At 73.4% G+C, this 13,066-nt stretch carries 13 protein-coding genes; 7 read left to right on the top strand and 6 right to left on the bottom strand.

Annotation, left to right across the window (positions count from 1 at the left end; translation table 11 throughout):
* The 3 genes from ACGF1Z_RS31005 to ACGF1Z_RS30995 all read left to right on the top strand — a co-directional run.
* Positions 1–95, top strand: a 95-nt coding sequence (locus ACGF1Z_RS31005) for an acyl-CoA dehydrogenase family protein (protein ID WP_132919430.1), incomplete at its 5' end; no start/stop codon positions are given.
* 36 nt (positions 96–131) lie between these two features.
* Entirely contained in the window at positions 132–917 is a 786-nt protein-coding gene (locus ACGF1Z_RS31000) for an electron transfer flavoprotein subunit beta/FixA family protein (RefSeq protein WP_393009349.1), read from the top strand.
* A gap of 33 nt (positions 918–950) precedes the next feature.
* Positions 951–1,907, top strand: a complete 957-nt coding sequence (locus tag ACGF1Z_RS30995) for an electron transfer flavoprotein subunit alpha/FixB family protein (RefSeq protein ID WP_393009348.1) — start codon at positions 951–953, stop codon at positions 1,905–1,907.
* Positions 1,908–1,973: 66 nt separating this feature from the next.
* Here the strand turns inward: ACGF1Z_RS30995 and ACGF1Z_RS30990 are convergent, their stop codons facing one another.
* The 4 genes from ACGF1Z_RS30990 to ACGF1Z_RS30975 form a co-directional block, all read right to left on the bottom strand.
* Positions 1,974–2,369, bottom strand: a complete 396-nt coding sequence (locus ACGF1Z_RS30990) for a Zn-ribbon domain-containing OB-fold protein (RefSeq protein WP_393009347.1) — start codon at positions 2,367–2,369, stop codon at positions 1,974–1,976.
* 128 nt (positions 2,370–2,497) lie between these two features.
* Positions 2,498–3,202, bottom strand: coding sequence for a TetR/AcrR family transcriptional regulator (locus tag ACGF1Z_RS30985; RefSeq protein WP_393009346.1), 705 nt, complete (start codon positions 3,200–3,202; stop codon positions 2,498–2,500).
* Between the two features lie 57 nt (positions 3,203–3,259).
* Entirely contained in the window at positions 3,260–4,021 is a 762-nt protein-coding gene (locus ACGF1Z_RS30980) for an SDR family NAD(P)-dependent oxidoreductase (RefSeq protein WP_393009345.1), read from the bottom strand.
* A 125-nt stretch (positions 4,022–4,146) separates the two neighbouring features.
* On the bottom strand, positions 4,147–5,301 hold the full coding sequence (locus ACGF1Z_RS30975) for an acyl-CoA dehydrogenase family protein (RefSeq protein ID WP_393009344.1): 1,155 nt from the start codon (positions 5,299–5,301) through the stop codon (positions 4,147–4,149).
* A gap of 125 nt (positions 5,302–5,426) precedes the next feature.
* On the opposite strand from ACGF1Z_RS30975, the gene ACGF1Z_RS30970 reads away from it, so the two are divergent.
* Positions 5,427–6,032, top strand: a complete 606-nt coding sequence (locus ACGF1Z_RS30970) for a TetR/AcrR family transcriptional regulator (protein ID WP_393009343.1) — start codon at positions 5,427–5,429, stop codon at positions 6,030–6,032.
* A gap of 83 nt (positions 6,033–6,115) precedes the next feature.
* Here the strand turns inward: ACGF1Z_RS30970 and ACGF1Z_RS30965 are convergent, their stop codons facing one another.
* Positions 6,116–7,027 (bottom strand): GlxA family transcriptional regulator, encoded by a 912-nt coding sequence (locus ACGF1Z_RS30965; protein ID WP_393009356.1) that lies wholly within the window; start codon positions 7,025–7,027, stop codon positions 6,116–6,118.
* Positions 7,028–7,165: 138 nt separating this feature from the next.
* Here ACGF1Z_RS30965 and ACGF1Z_RS30960 point away from each other — a divergent pair, with 138 nt between their 5' ends.
* Positions 7,166–7,759 (top strand): MBL fold metallo-hydrolase, encoded by a 594-nt coding sequence (locus ACGF1Z_RS30960; RefSeq protein ID WP_393009342.1) that lies wholly within the window; start codon positions 7,166–7,168, stop codon positions 7,757–7,759.
* Between the two features lie 640 nt (positions 7,760–8,399).
* On the opposite strand, the gene ACGF1Z_RS30955 is transcribed toward ACGF1Z_RS30960, so the two are convergent.
* Positions 8,400–9,866 (bottom strand): NCS2 family permease, encoded by a 1,467-nt coding sequence (locus tag ACGF1Z_RS30955; RefSeq protein ID WP_393009341.1) that lies wholly within the window; start codon positions 9,864–9,866, stop codon positions 8,400–8,402.
* A 487-nt stretch (positions 9,867–10,353) separates the two neighbouring features.
* Between ACGF1Z_RS30955 and ACGF1Z_RS30950 the strand changes: the two genes are divergently transcribed.
* Together ACGF1Z_RS30950 and ACGF1Z_RS30945 are read left to right on the top strand one after the other, a co-directional pair.
* Positions 10,354–12,048 carry a PucR family transcriptional regulator gene (locus tag ACGF1Z_RS30950; RefSeq protein WP_393009340.1) on the top strand — a complete coding sequence of 565 codons (1,695 nt, stop codon included), beginning with the start codon at positions 10,354–10,356 and terminating at the stop codon, positions 12,046–12,048.
* 178 nt (positions 12,049–12,226) lie between these two features.
* On the top strand, positions 12,227–12,994 hold the full coding sequence (locus ACGF1Z_RS30945) for a hypothetical protein (protein WP_393009355.1): 768 nt from the start codon (positions 12,227–12,229) through the stop codon (positions 12,992–12,994).
* Positions 12,995–13,066 lie beyond the last annotated feature (72 nt).

Raw genomic sequence — 13,066 nt, 5'->3', positions numbered from 1 at the left:
CCGTCGAGCGCATGATGCGCGACGCCAAGATCACCCAGATCTACGAGGGCACCAACCAGGTCCAGCGCATCGTCATGGCCCGCAACCTCCCGTAACCGTCTGCCACTCGCGCCTCTTGAAAGGAGACAGGGGTGACCCTGAAGATCGCTGTCTGTGTGAAGTACGTTCCCGACGCCACCGGCGACCGCGGTTTCGCCGATGACCTCACCACCGACCGCGAGGCCGTCGACGGCCTCCTGTCGGAGCTCGACGAGTACGGCGTGGAGCAGGCGCTGCGGATCGCCGAGGAGGCGGACGACGCCGAGGTCACCGTCATCACGGTCGGCCCGGACGACGCCAAGGACGCGCTGCGCAAGGCGCTGTCGATGGGCGCCGACAAGGCCGTGCACGTCAACGACGAGGACATCCACGGCACCGACGTCATGGGCACCTCGGCGATCCTCGCCAAGGCCCTGGAGAAGACCGGCTTCGACCTGGTCGTCTGCGGCATGGCCTCGACGGACGGCACCATGGGCGTGCTCCCCGCGCTGCTCGCCGAGCGTCTGAACCTCCCCCAGGTGACGCTGCTGTCCGAGGTCACGGTGGAGGACGGCCTCGTGAAGGGCCGCCGTGACGGCGACGCCGCCAGCGAGCAGCTGGAGGCCCCGCTGCCGGCCGTCGTGTCGGTCACCGACCAGTCCGGCGAGGCCCGTTACCCCTCCTTCAAGGGGATCATGGCGGCCAAGAAGAAGCCGGTCGAGGAGCTGGACCTGGACGACCTCGGCATCGACGCCGACGAGGTCGGCCTCGGCGGCTCCTGGACCCGGGTCGAGTCGGCCGCGGCGCGCCCGGCCCGCACCCAGGGCACGATCGTCACGGACGAGGGCGACGGCGGCAAGCAGCTGGCCGCGTTCCTCACCACCCAGAAGTTCATCTGACCGACCGTCACCACACCTCAGGAGCAAGGAATCATGGCTGAGATCCTGGTTCTCGTGGACCACGCCGACGGTGCGGTCCGCAAGCCGGCCCTCGAACTGCTGACCCTGGCCCGCCGGATCGGCGAGCCGACGGCCGTCGTCCTCGGCGCCGGCGAGGCCGCCGCCGCCATCGCCGCCAAGGCCGGCGAGTACGGCGCGGCCACCGTGTACGTCGCCGACGGCGCCGAGTTCGCCGAGCAGCTCGTCGTGCCGAAGGTCGACGCGCTCACCCAGATCGCCCAGGACAAGGGCGTCGCCGCCGTCCTGGTGACCTCCTCGGGCGAGGGCAAGGAGGTCGCGGCGCGCGTGGCGCTGCGCCTGGGCTCCGGTCTGATCACGGACGCGGTGGAGCTGGAGGCCGGCGAGAACGGCCCGGTCGCCACCCAGTCGGTGTTCGCCGCGTCGTACCAGACCAAGTCGACCGTCTCGCACGGCGTGCCGGTCATCACCGTCAAGCCGAACTCGGCGGCGCCGGAGGCGGCTCCGGCCGCGGGCGCGGTCGAGAACGTGACCGTGGCCTTCACCGGCAACGCGGCCAGGGTCGTCTCGCGCACCCCGCGGGTCTCCACCGGACGTCCGGAGCTGACCGAGTCGGCGATCGTGGTCTCGGGCGGCCGCGGTGTCGGCGCGGCCGAGGGCTTCGGGGTCGTCGAGAAGCTGGCCGACTCGCTCGGCGCGGCCGTCGGCGCCTCGCGCGCCGCGGTGGACGCGGGCTGGTACCCGCACGCCAACCAGGTCGGTCAGACCGGCAAGCAGGTCTCCCCGCAGCTGTACATCGCGGCGGGCATCTCCGGCGCGATCCAGCACCGGGCCGGCATGCAGACGTCGAAGACGATCGTCGCGGTCAACAAGGACCCGGAGGCCCCGATCTTCGACCTGGTGGACTACGGCGTGGTCGGCGACCTCTTCGAGGTCCTGCCGCAGCTGACGGACGAGATCGGCACCCGCTGATCCGAAAAGCGAAGGGGCGGGTGGCACTCTGTGCCACCGCCCCTTCCGTTCGCCCTCGGGCCGCGCTCAGAACCAGCCGTCGAGCGCGACCTCCTCGCAGAGCCGGACGACCGGCCGGCGCCCGGGGCCGGAGCCGTCCTGGGACAGCCGCACCCGGACCCCGGGGCGCACCGCGTGCGGCGGCCCGTCCACCCGGCAGCGCACCACGAAGCCCTCGGCCATGTGCACCGGCCAGAGGTCGGCCTGGGCGGCCGTGAAGGCCCTGCGTACGGAGATCACGCCCTCCCCCGCGCTGAGTTCGGGGTTGAGGTCCGTCGACCCGCAGGTCGGACAGAGCAGGCGCTGGAAGGTGGTGGTGGCGCACCAGCGGCAGCGCTGGAAGTAGAGCTCGGGCTCGGCGGCCGACTCGTCGGCCAGGACGGCGGTCCCGTTCCTCATGCCCGTGGATCCGGTGTGGAACACGATGCTTCTCCTCGCACTCGGCGGCTCAACCGTGCATGGAGCAAACATATGGCACTGAGTGCCAGCAAATAAAGACCTGAGTTCCCTCAATTGACGATACTGAGATCCCCCCGTGTCCCCGGAGTCACTCAGACGTCCCCGAGGCTCGCCTCGACCTCGCGCACCACACGCCACATCGGGGTGGACCGCTTGGCGATGACCACGACCACGTCGTCGTCCTCCTGCTCCGCCGCCGCACCGGCCGCGCCGCCCCCGGGGCTCCAGTTCTCCCGGACGAACTCCAGGGCCCGGTCGACCTCCGCCAGCGGGTCGCCCTCGCCCCCGGAGCGCAGCCAGCGGCGCAGGCAGTGATTGTGCGCGGCCACCACGGACGCCGCGACGACGTTGGCCCGCAGGGTGCCGTCGCGCCGGTCGGCGAACCGCGTGCGCAGGTAGTCGCCGAGGGTCTTCTCGTACCGCCAGACCACGGAGAGCTCGTACGTCCGCAGACCGGTCACCTCGCGGGTGAGCCGGTAGCGCTGGACGGAGAAGGTGGGGTTCTCGGCGTACATCCGCATGACGAGCCGGGTGGCCTCGCAGACCCGGGCCAGCGGATCGTCGCCGTCCTCGCTCGCGGCGAGGAACGCGGTCATGTCGGCGAGGCTCTGCTCGTGGTCGGGGAAGACCACGTCCTCCTTGGACGGGAAGTACCGGAAGAAGGACCTCCGGCCGACCCCGGCCGTGCGGACGATGTCGTCGATCGTCGTCTGCTCGTAGCCGCGCTCCAGGAAGAGCTGGAAGGCCGCCGCGACGAGGGAGTCACGCATCGAGGGCTTGGCGGGCTGGGTGCTCATGTCCCGAACCTAGCACTCGGATCCCTCACGCGGCGGCACTTGGTGCCATACCGCAGGTCAGCGGGCTGCCATCCGCAGGGCGCCGTCCATCCGGATGGTCTCACCGTTGAGGTAGTCGTGCTCGGCGATCATCGTGACGAGGCGGGCGTACTCCTCGGGACGGGCCAGCCGCTGCGGGAAGGTGACACTGGCGGCGAGCCCGGCCCGGATGTCGTCGCTGAAGCCGGCCATCATCGGGGTGTCGACGATGCCGGGGGCGACGGTCACCACCCGGATGCCGAACTGCGCGAGGTCACGGGCGGCGGTGACGGTCATCCCGGCGACGCCGGCCTTGGAGGCCGCGTAGGCGATCTGGCCGACCTGGCCCTCGAAGGCCGCGATGGAGGCGGTGTTGACGACGAGCCCGCGCTGGCCGTGCGCGTCGGGCTCCTGCCGGGCGATGACCTCGGCGGCGAGCCGCATCACGTTGAAGGTGCCGACCAGGTTGACGTCGAGGACCGTACGGAACAGGGCCAGATCGTGCGGGCCCTTGCGGCCGAGCACCCGCGCGGAGGGCGCGATGCCGGCACAGTTCACCGCGAGCCGCAGTTCGGCGCCGTCCTCCTCGATCCGCGCGAGCGCGGCCCGTACCTGGTCCTCGTCGGTGACGTCGGCGCCGAGGAGGGTGACCCCGTCCGCGGGGGCCTCGGCGCCCGCGACCGCCTTGTCCAGGTCGAGGCCGTAGACGGTGGCCCCCTTCGCGGCGAGCGCGGCGGCGGTGGCGGCGCCGAGCCCGGAGGCGGCACCGGTGACGAGCGCGGCGGAACCTGCGATGTCCATGAAACTCCTCGTACGAGATTGCCTTCGGCGGAACTGTCTGCTGCGGCCGGCCGGACCCTCCGCCGTGACGGATCGGGCCCGGCTTCCGGAGTACGCCCCGGGGCCCGGCCGGGCAACCGGAGCGGTCAGGCGGTGAGCCCGCGGCTGATGACGAGGCGCTGGATCTGGTTGGTGCCTTCGAAGATCTGCATGATCTTGGCCTCGCGCATGTAGCGCTCGACCGGGAAGTCACGCGTGTAGCCGTAGCCCCCGAGCACCTGGACGGCGTCCGTGGTGACCTTCATGGCGGTGTCGGTGGCGATGAGCTTGGCCGCGCTGGCCTGCCGGCTGAAGGGCCGGCCGAGGTCGCGGCGGCGGGCTGCGTCCAGGTACGTGGCGCGGGCCGCGTCGACGGCGGCGGCCATGTCGGCGAGCAGGAAGCCGAGGCCCTGGTGGTCGATGATCTTCCGGCCGAAGGTGCTGCGCTCGTTGGCGTACGCGACGGCGGCGCTCAGCGCGGCCTGGGCGAGGCCGGTCGCGCAGGCGGCGATGCCGAGCCGTCCGGAGTCGAGGGCGCTGAAGGCGATCTGCAGGCCCTGGCCCTCGTCGCCGATGCGGCGGTCGGCCTCGATCAGGGCTCCGTCCCAGTGGGCGGAGGTGGTGGGGACGGCCTGGAGGCCCATCTTGCGCTCGGGCCTGCCGAAGCTGAGGCCCTCGGTGGCCCCGGGGGCGAGGAAGCAGGAGATGCCGTGGCTGCCGGGCGCGGTGCGGGCGAAGAGGGCGTAGAAGCCGGCCTTGCCGCCGTGGGTGATCCACGCCTTGTTGCCGGTGATGCGGTAGGCGTCGGCGCCCGTGGCGTCGGTGGTCGCCTCGGCCTTGCAGGCGAGGGCCGCGGCGTCGGAGCCGGCCTGCGGCTCCGAGAGGCTGTAACCGCCGACGAGCCTGCCCTCCAGCATCTCCGGCAGCCAGCGTTCCTTCTGCTCGGCGGTGCCGAAGGAGTGCAGCGGGTGGCAGGCGAGGGTGTGGACGCTGGTGGCGACGGCGACGGCGGCCCAGCGGGCGGCGAGCTCCTCGAGGGCCTGGAGGTACACCTCGTAGGGCTGGCCCCCGCCCCCGAACTCCTCGGGGTACGGAAGGCCGAGCAGACCGGCCTGGCCGAGGGTCGCGAACAGACCCTCCGGGTAGGTCTCGGCGGCCTCGAACTCGTCGGCGCGGGGGGCGAGCTCCTTGTCGGCGATCTCCCGCGTGAGAGCGATGAGGTCCGCTGCCTCGGGGGTGGGAAGCAGGCGGTCGACATCCATGGCGACTCCATCACGACGCGTACGGTGCTGCGAAACGGTACTGCGAAGGGTACGGCAGTACCGCTTAGCGTAGCGCAGGAGGGTGCTCCCGCAACCCCGCGCGGGTCGCCCGGCATACTGTTCGGGTGATCGAGACCTCCGCCGTCGGCGTCCCCAAGCTCACGGGCCGGGGCGCCGCCCGGCGCTCCGAGCTCTTCGAGGACCTGGTGGCGCTGCTCGTCGGCGAGGGCTTCGCCCAGCTGACCCTCGACGACCTCGCCGCCCGGCTGCACTGCTCCAAGCGGACCCTCTACGGCCTCGCCGGCAGCAAGGAGCAGCTGGTGCGGGCCGCCGTCGTGCACTTCTTCCGGCGCGCCACCGGGCGGGTCGAGGCGGTGCTCGCGGCGGCGACCGGCCCCGCCGAGCGCCTCGCCGCCTATCTGCGCGCCGTCTCCGCCGAACTCGCCCCGGTGTCCCCGCAGTTCTTCGACGACGTGGCCGCCTTCGAGCCCGCCGCCGAGGTCTACGAGCGCAATACCCGGGCGGCCGCGGGGCGGGTGCAGCAGCTCATCGAGGAGGGCGTGACCGCCGGGGTGTTCCGCGAGGTCCACGTGACCTTCGCGGCGGACGTGATCGCCTCGGTCATGGTCCGCATCCAGCGGCGGCAGGTGGCCGCCGCGACCGGGCTGGCCGACGCGGCGGCGTACGAGCAGCTCTCCGAACTGCTGCTGCACGGCCTGCGCAAGGGCTGAGGCCGCCGGGGACGCCGCCGCGCCCGCGGATCCGGCGTCGCCCCGGCCGGGGTCGCGTCGCCCCGCGTGTTCCGGAGGGCTCCCTAACCGGGCGTGGCGGTGAAGGCGCGCCGGTAGGAGCGGGGCGGAACGCCCCGGCGCCGGACGAACCGCTCGCGCAGGACGGCCGCGCTGGCGTAGCCCACCCGGTGGGCGATCTCCTCGACCGGGAGGTCGGTGGTCTCCAGGAGCTCCTCGGCCCGGCTCAGCCGCAGCTCGCGCAGCCAGGCGTGCGGGGTGCTGCCGGTCGCGGCGGTGAAGCGGCGGGCGAAGGTGCGCCGGCTCATCATGGCGCGGCGCGCGAGCTCGGTGACGGGCAGCGGCTCGTGCAGGTGGGCGCGGGCCCAGCCGAGGACCTCGGCGAGGCGTTCGTCCTGGCCGTCGGCGGGGACGGGCGCGGCCAGGTACTGGGCCTGTCCGCCGTCCCGGTGCGCGGGCAGCACCATGTCGCGGGAGACGCCGTTGGCCCGTGCCGCGCCGTACTCGCGCCGCAGCAGGTGCAGACACAGGTCGAAGCCCGCGGCCGCGCCCGCGCCGGTGACGACGTTCCCCTCGTCGACGTAGAGCGCGTCGGCCTCCACGGTGACGGAGGGGTGGCGCTCGGCGAGGAGTCCGGCGAACCGCCAGTGGGTGGTCGCCCGCAGTCCGTCGAGCAGTCCGGCGGCGGCGAGCGCGAAGGCGCCCACGCAGTGGGCCGCGACGACCGCGCCGCGTCCGTGCGCCGCCCGCAGCGCCTCGACGACGGCCGGGCCCGGCGGGGTCCGGAAACCGGCTCCGGGCAGGGCCATGACGAGGTCGGCCTCGGCGAGCCGGTCGAGACCGTGCGCGACGGACAGCGGCACCCCGCAGTCGGTGGGCACCGGGCCCGGTTCCTCGGCGCACAGGGCGAGGTCGAAGCCGGGCAGCGCCGGCCCGTGCGGGCCGAACACCTCGGTGACGACACCGACGGCGAGCATGCCGACGCCCGGCGGGGCGTAAGCGGCGACGGTCCTGAAGGGCGGCACGGCCACAGTCTCGCACGCGTGGCACGAATCCTGCGATAGTCGGCAGCCGTGCCACTCGTGAGCGCCCTTCGTGGTCGGAAGGATGGAGGCATGACAGACGCACCGCTCGGCCGCAGCGCCGTGTACAAGGTCCTGACCACCGGTTACGTAGGCTCCACCGGCCCCGGCGTGGCCGCCACCGTCTCCTATGTCTCCGACGCGGGACGGCACGTGATCTTCGACCCCGGCATGGTCGCGAGCCCCGACCGCATCCTCGGCCCGCTCGCCGCACTGGGCCTGGGCCCGGGCGACATCACCGATGTGGTGCTCAGCCACCACCACCCGGACAACACCATGAACGTGGGCCTCTTCCCCGCCGCCCGGGTGCACGACCACCAGGTGGAGTACCGGGGCGACCAGTGGAGCAACCGGGACGCGGAGGGCTACGAGCTCACCCCGTCGCTGCGCCTGATCCGCACCCCGGGCCACAGCCGCGAGGACATCACGCTGCTCGCCGGTACGGACACGGGCGTGGTGGCCTTCGCCGGCGACCTGTGGTGGCACGCGCAGGGCCCGGCGGACGACCCGGTCGCCCCGGACCGCGCGGTGCTGCGCGCCTCCCGGCTGCGCGTGCTGGCCGCGGCGGACCTGATCGTGCCGGGCCACGGCGCCCCGTTCGAGGGCGGCGAGAGCACCCCGCTCTAGAGGCGGCTCCGAGCACGCCGGTCCAGGCCACGGAGCCGGGCCGGCCGGCGGGTGCGGCCCGCGTCCAGCAGGGCGCGCGCCGCGGCGGCGATGGGGTCCGGCTCGGGCGGACGTCGGGGGGCGCGGCCGCGATGGGGTCCGGCTCGGGCGGACGCCGGGGCCGCCCCTCGTACGAGCCGCCTGGGCGGGCCGTACCGCCCGGCCGAGGAGCCTCGGGTCCGGCGCCGCCCCGGGCCCGGGGCCGCCGCCTCAGTGGGGACGGCGGCCAGGCCTGCGGGGTGGCACCGCCGCGGACCGGGGGGACGAGGACGCCGGTGGCGCCGCCGCGTCTCGGGCCGACGGCGTAGGCGTTCCCGTCGCTGGGGCCGAAGGCCTCCACGGCGGTCCTGCCGTCCTGGCGGGCCTCCCGGCACGGTGCGCATGCGGCGCCCTCCGTCTCCGGAGACGGCACGGGTCGCCTCCCCTCGGCGCCGAGGGCGGGGAGACTCCCGGGGCCGCCGGGAAACGCCGTCGCCGTCGCCACGACCGTGGCGACGGCGACCTCACGTCCCTGCCGGACCCGCCGGTGCGGTCCGCGGCGCCGCCTGGCGGCCCGTGCTCCCCGGGAAGAGGGCGTGGAGGGGACGGGCGTCCGGGGCCGTCAGCCGACGCCCAGCCAGCTCTCGATCGGGTGGATGGCGAAGTAGATGACGAACACGCCGGTCAGCGCCCACATGAAGCCGCCGATCTCCCTCGCCTTGCCCTGCGCGAGCTTGATCGCCACGTAGGAGATCACACCCGCCGCCACACCCGTGGTGATGGTGTACGTGAAGGGCATCAGGACCACGGTCAGGAAGACCGGGATCGCCACGGAGCGGTCGCTCCAGTCGACGTGCTTGGCGTTCTGCATCATCATCGAGCCGATGACGACCAGGGCCGCGGCGGCGACCTCCTGCGGCACGATCGCGGTCAGCGGCGTGAAGAAGAGGCACAGGGCGAAGAAGCCGCCGGTGACCACGGAGGCCAGACCGGTGCGGGCGCCCTCGCCGACGCCGGTGGCGGACTCGACGAAGACCGTCTGGCCGGAGGCACCGCCCGCACCGCCGAGGACGCCGCCGGCGCCGTCGATGAACAGGGCCTTGGACAGGCCGGGCATGCGGCCCTGCTCGTCCGCGAGCTTGGCCTCGGTGCCGACGCCCAGGATGGTCGCCATGGCGTCGAAGAAGCCGGCCAGCACCAGGGTGAAGACGATCATCGTGACCGTGATGTAGCCGACGTCTCCCCACCCGCTGAAGGACACGTCCCCGATCAGGGAGAAGTCCGGTGCGGAGACCGCGCTGCCGTCCAGCTCCGGCGGACCGGAGAACCAGGCCTTGCCCGGGATGTCCGCCACCGCGTTCAGGACGACCGCGACGAGCGTGCCGACGACGATGCCGATGAGGATGGCGCCGGGAACGTTGCGGGCCTGCAGAGCGAAGATCAGCAGCAGGGTGACCGCGAAGATCAGGACGGGCCAGCCCTGGAGCTCACCGGCCGGGCCGAGCGTGACGGGACCGCCGCCGGGAGCGGGGTTCTCGTGCACGAAGCCGGCCTTCACGAAGCCGATGATCGCGATGAAGAGACCGATGCCGATGGTGATGGCGTGCTTGAGCGCGAGGGGGATCGCGTTCATGATCATCTCGCGGAGGCCGGTGACGACCAGGAGACAGATCACGGCGCCGTACGCCACCGACATGCCCATGGCCTGCGGCCAGGTCATGACGGGGACGACCTGGGAGGCCATCACGCCGGAGACGCTGAGACCGGCGGCGAGTGCCAGCGGCACCTTGCCCCAGAAGCCCATCAGGAGGGTCGTGGCGGCCGCGCAGAGCGCCGTTGCCGTGATCAGCGCGGGCTGGCTGAGGACGTTGCCGTCCACATCCTTGCCGGAGAGGATCAGGGGGTTGAGCAGGAGAATGTACGCCATCGCCATGAAGGTGGTGACGCCGCCGCGAATCTCCGTCGCGACGGTGGATCCTCTCTCCGAGATGTGAAAGTACCGGTCGAGCCAAGACCTGCCGGCGGGGTTGCGCGAGCCGTTGCCCGCGTCCTCCGAGGTGGTCTTGGGCTCCACTGACGACTGGGTCATGGGGCCTACTCCCAAGGTTCAAAGGGGCACCCGCATCAATCACTGGGGACTGCGGGATTTGGGATTTCCAGTTGGCTGCACGACCCGGGGGACGGCCCGAGACGAACGGGTGAAGCGGTACTGCGGTCCTGCGGCCTCCCCGTGGAGGGGAGCCCCGGACGGGCGGCGGGAGGGAAGTGTGACGTTCCCGGAAGGCACGCACCGTCCGGAGGGTCTGGGCGAGGTGAAGGAGAGCGGTCGGTGGCCCAGGATCTCTTCACGTGCTGTTAACGCGATGTTGTGTCGCCTAGTACACAAGCCCGGCTCGGCCCGTGTGCAGCCACCGAACACATGAAGGAGTTGGCTGGCGACCGTCACCGTCTTGTAGATTCGAACGAAGAGCGCGGGAACAGTCATCTCACTGTTCCCCCGTGGAAACCGTGGCACCACGCCACCGACCACATCGCGACACCCATCCACCACCACGAGAAGGAACGGCGGCGACATCATGCGGCTGCGCGCATTGCTGGAGAACGACGCGCTGGGGCTGCGCCTGCTCGGCGGCGACGACGAGCTGGACCGGACCGTGCGTGGCGTGATGACGACGGACCTCAAGGACCCCAGCCGCTACCTTTCCGGGGGCGAGCTGGTCCTCACCGGGCTCGCCTGGCTCCATGAGCCGGCCGACGCCGAACCCTTCGTGCGCATCCTGACGGGGGCCGGGGTGGCCGCCCTGGCGGTCGGCGAGGCGGAACTCGGCGACATCCCCGGCGATCTCGTGGAGGCGTGTTCTCGCCATCGCCTGCCGCTCTTCGCGGTGAACGAGTCCGTTGCGTTCGCGACGATCACCGAACACGTTGTTCGACAGGTCTCCGGCGAGCGGGCGGGCGACCTGGCGGCCGTGGTCGACCGGCACCGGCGCCTGATGACCTCCGGCCCGGCCGGCGGCGGCCCCGAGGTCGTCCTCGACCTGCTCGGCTCCGACCTGGACCTCCGGGCCTGGGTGCTCTCTCCCACCGGCCGCCAGATCGCGGGCGCCGGGGAAGCCCTCGACGCCTCGCTCGCCGCCACCCTCGCGGGCGAACACCTGGCCGCCACCCGTACCGGCCGGCGCGGCCCGCACCGGCTGACCGCGAGCGGAAGCACCTACTCGCTCTTCCCGATCCGCAACACCGGCCGCGGCGCCGCCCCCGCCTCGCGCGACGTGCGCGAGACCGTGCTCTCCGACTGGCTGCTCGCCGTCGAGGCCGACGCCGGCGACTGGCCGGCCGCCCGCCTCGACCTGCTGCAGGGCGTCACCCAGCTGATCGCCGTCGAGCGGGACCGCCGCGACGCGGCCCGGACGGTACGCCGCCGGCTGGCCCAGGAGGTCCTGGAGCTGGTCCAGACGGGCGCCGCGCCCGCCGAGATCGCCGCCCGCCTGCGCGTCGCGGCGCCGGTGCTGCTGCCCGGCCTGGGCACCGCCCCGCACTGGCAGGTCGTGGTCGCGCGCGTCGAGTGGGACCAGGAGGCCGGCCAGAACCCGATCGACAGCGGGCCGGTCGCCCAGGCCCTGCTGGAGGAGATCCTGGTCGACCCGGCGGCCTCCGGCGCCGAGTCCGCGGACCGGATCGCCGTCGCCCACAGCGGCGACGAGGCCATCGCCCTGGTGCCGCTGGCCGCCGCGCCGCTGCCGGACAGCGAGGACGAGCTGCCTCCCGTGGCGGTGGGCCTGCACGCCGACGCGCTGCTCGCCGCCGTCCGCGCCCCGCTGTCCGCCGGACTCTCCGACGACGGCCGGCTCACCCTGGGCGTCAGCGCCGCGGTGCACTCCGCGGAGGGCCTGCGCGGGGCCCTGGAGGAGGCCCGGCACGCCCGCCGGGTCGCCGCCGCCCGTCCGGGCCGGGTCTGCGCCGCCGGGCACCACGAGCTGGCCTCGCACGTCCTGCTGCTGCCCTTCGTGCCGGACGACGTCCGCCGGGCCTTCACGGCCCGTCTGCTGGACCCGCTGCGCGACTACGACCGCCGGCACCGGGCGGAGCTCATCCCGACCCTGGAGGCCTTCCTGGACTGCGACGGCTCCTGGACCCGCTGCGCGAGCCGGCTGCACCTGCACGTGAACACGCTCCGCTACCGGGTGGGCCGCATCGAGCAGCTCACGAGCCGGGACCTGTCCCGCCTGGAGGACAAGCTCGACTTCTTCCTGGCCCTGCGGATGAGCTGACCTCCCGGTTCATCTCTTCGGGTGATCGCGGGAACTGACGGGGCGGCAGGCGACTGCCGCCCCGTTGCGGCCTCGGGCCCGTCCCGAGCGCCCCTCCCCTTGTGAATTCTTTCACCCGACCCCTTGGCCCCCGCCCCGCGCGCGTGCTGAGATGCCGTCCTACTCACAGCTCGATGGCGTGCTCGGGGAGGGCAATGTGGCGTACGGCCGGGAAACCCCACTGGAGACCGCGGTGTGGAGACTTCGCTCCCGCGGCTGCTGGACGGACGCCGCCGAACTCCTCGCCCCCCGGGCGGCCGAACCGGCCGCGGCTCTGGAGCGGGCGGCCCTGCTGATCGAGCGCTGCCTGTACACCGAGCAGGGCTGGGCCGAGGCGGAGGAGGCCCTGCGGGCGGCGGAGGCGGTGGCGAGGACCGACGAGGAGCGCGGGGCGGCGGCGTGCGAGCGCGGCTATCTCGCCTACGCCTCCACCCTGCTGGGCGTACGGGACAGGGCGGACGAGGCGCGGGCCGCGCTGGGCCGCGCGGCGGCGCTCATCGGGCCGGAGACGCCGGGCCGGGCCGTACTGGACTTCCGGCGCGGACTGATCGCGCAGAACCTGGGCGACTCGCCCCAGGCGGCCCGCGCCGCCTACCGCCGCGCCCACGCGGCGGCCACCGCCCACGACGACGCCCTGCTGCTGTCGTTCACCTGGCGGCATCTGGCCGGACTCGCCCTGCGCGAGGGCGAGTTGGCGGAGGCGCGCCACGGCTTCGCCGAATCCCTGCGCATCCGCGAGGAGTTGGGCTATCTGGTCGGGACGGCCCCGGCCCTCGCATCACTCGCCGAGGCGGAGACCGAACCCGAGGCGGGCCGCCTCCGCGCCGAGGCCACCCGCCTCTTCCGTCTGCTGGGCGGCGTCCCGACCTGGTTGGCGAGCCAGTTGACGCCCCGTCCGGCCATCTGAGGGACCCGCCTCCGACGGAGCCGGCGGTCGGCCCGGGCGGGCCGCGGACCGGCGGCCGACGCCGGTCCGCGG

It is taken from the genome of Streptomyces sp. NPDC048018, from assembly GCF_043202995.1.
GTDB lineage: Bacteria > Actinomycetota > Actinomycetes > Streptomycetales > Streptomycetaceae > Streptomyces.
Note: the sequence above shows the minus strand (reverse complement) of the source record. Positions and strands in the feature narration are given on the sequence as shown.